Annotated in this window: 2 protein-coding genes; both read right to left on the bottom strand. The window is 41.2% G+C overall.

The genetic code is table 11. The features are described from left to right. Positions 1-19: 19 nt before the first annotated feature. The gene (locus ACOVO2_RS19695) at positions 20-1,690 is read right to left on the bottom strand and encodes a GH39 family glycosyl hydrolase (protein ID WP_421771621.1); all 1,671 of its coding nucleotides are present in this window, start codon (positions 1,688-1,690) and stop codon (positions 20-22) included. 120 nt (positions 1,691-1,810) lie between these two features. Next, positions 1,811-2,077, bottom strand: a complete 267-nt coding sequence (locus tag ACOVO2_RS19690) for a Trm112 family protein (protein ID WP_421771620.1) — start codon at positions 2,075-2,077, stop codon at positions 1,811-1,813. Positions 2,078-2,097 lie beyond the last annotated feature (20 nt).

Here is a 2,097-nt window from a genome sequence, read left to right as displayed (position 1 = left end):
TCTCCTTTTTATCCTCAAATCACCAATCAAACTTCAACAACGAAACACCTTGGCGAGGTAATTTGAAATTGAGTTTTAGTGTGCCGTTGGTAGTTTTTACATAGCTTGGCGAGGTGAGTAGTGTCAATTGTCCTGCTTTTTCTAAGGTGCTGATTTGGTCGGCAGTTGGATTTTCGGGCGAACCCATTTTCTTCCAAACTTCGTACGAATTGCTATTTTCGTTGTCGATTCGGTAATGCTTAAAATTGACTTGTTGGGTAGGAAAACCCTTTAAATCTACTTCAATTGTGGCATCTTCGGCTTTTACGTCATCATCATGGTAATGCCAAACCATTACCGCCGCCGAGCGTTGGTCTTTACTGGCGAGGGCATCAATATCGGCTTTTTTGCGTACACTCGAATCTCGCACCATCGAAAAAGTATAATTCTGATTGCCTTTTACCTCTACCCTACTGCCCGACATCATGCCGTACATTCTGAAAACATTTAGCACCGGTTTATTGATGCCATTGGTAGCCAAATCTCGGAAACCATAAAAATACGGTTGGTTTTCAAATTCAAACGACCAACTCACTGCTCCCAACAAATTGGCTTTGAAATAATCGGCAAGGGCGTATTTTCTGGCAAACGAAGCGGCGGTATAACTCGAATACATCGTGCCATTTCGATACGCATTTGATGGATTTGTTTTCATGCCACAAGCCGCACAACCTTCGGGGTCAGACTCGCCAATGATAATTGGTAATTTCTTAAATTTCGGATAAGAAGTAACAATTCGGAAACCTTCCGAAATATCTCGCAGCTGCGTACCTACATTCATCTGTACGTGTCCATCCACAACTTTTGGAGCTCCTTTGGCATGAAAAGTGATAAAATCGAGCGGCGAACCCACTTTACCCGTTACGTAATTAGTGCCCGATTCACAATGCGTTAGAAATGTTTTTAAGAAATCAGCCGCTTTATTCCAGCTTGGGCCAGTTGTTTCGGGGCCGCCTATTCTGATGCTTGGCAAAGCTCGTTTGGCGGCGTCGGCAGTATAATCGTAGAGTTTGCAATATTCTTCTACCGTTCCACTCCAATAGCCAATGTTTGGTTCGTTCCAGAGTTCCCAGTACCAAGTTTCTACTTCGGCTTTGCCGTATCTTTCAACCGAGTGTTTTACCCACGCATACACCAAATCGGCCCATTTTTTATAGTCTTTTGGCGGGTATGTCCATCCTTTAAAGATTTCGGTATAATTCATACCTGGTCTCCAATTATGCTCATAAGGTTGTGGTTTGGTAGAAAGTGCTTCGGGCATGAAGCTAAATTGTGCCATTGGCTTGATGCCTCTTTGCTGATAAGTATCAAAAATCTTATCGACGATCGTCCAGTCATAAATCGGATTGCCGTTGGCATCTTCGGTGTAAACATTAGTCGAACCCCACTTCATTGAGAGCGTATCATGTCCCGATGTAAGCATATTATGAGCTCTAAAATAAACAGGTACTGGACTCAACTGACTTAATTCTGTCAGCAATTTTTTGCCATCTTTCATGTAGGCATAATTGGGTTCGTCGGCACCAAACCACGCCCACATCGTTGACATTTTGCCAACTTTTTTATTCAAATCTATTTGGATAGTTGTTTTTTGTGCAAAACTCAGCTGATACACAGCCATAAGCATAAAGAGCAAGTGTAGTTTTTTCATGTAATGGGAGGTTGAATAGAGTCAGTCACAAATATAATCTTAAATCGGTTGGATGCTTCATTTGAGCGAAAGAATAAAAGCCGAATGTCGAAAACTGCTCAACACTCGGCTTTTTATCATTTATTCTTCCAACATCAAACTGGCTTTTGCTTCCAGACTTAGTTTATCATTCCATTTGATAAAAAATGGTTTTTCGAGTTGGGCCTCACGGTAAGCATCAGGTATCATAATCGGCACTCCGTGAATGATTGGATACAAACGCTTGCATGTAGGGCAAGTAATGAGTCCTTCGTGAATGACATTATTTTCTTTTTCGGTGAAAATCTGAATCGAAAGTTCAGCTTTATCAAAAGGGCAACATAGTTTATCAAAAAAACTTTTGGTCATGACTTTAATCGTTTAAAACT

This window comes from Emticicia sp. (assembly GCF_049241225.1).
GTDB lineage: Bacteria > Bacteroidota > Bacteroidia > Cytophagales > Spirosomataceae > Emticicia.
Note: the sequence above shows the minus strand (reverse complement) of the source record. Positions and strands in the feature narration are given on the sequence as shown.

What these genes read in the sequence shown, in the direction of transcription:
- ACOVO2_RS19695 (WP_421771621.1), bottom strand. Translation starts at nt 1,690, where the DNA reads ATGAAAAAACTACACTTGCTCTTTATGCTTATGGCTGTGTATCAGCTG.
- ACOVO2_RS19690 (WP_421771620.1), bottom strand. Translation starts at nt 2,077, where the DNA reads ATGACCAAAAGTTTTTTTGATAAACTATGTTGCCCTTTTGATAAAGCT.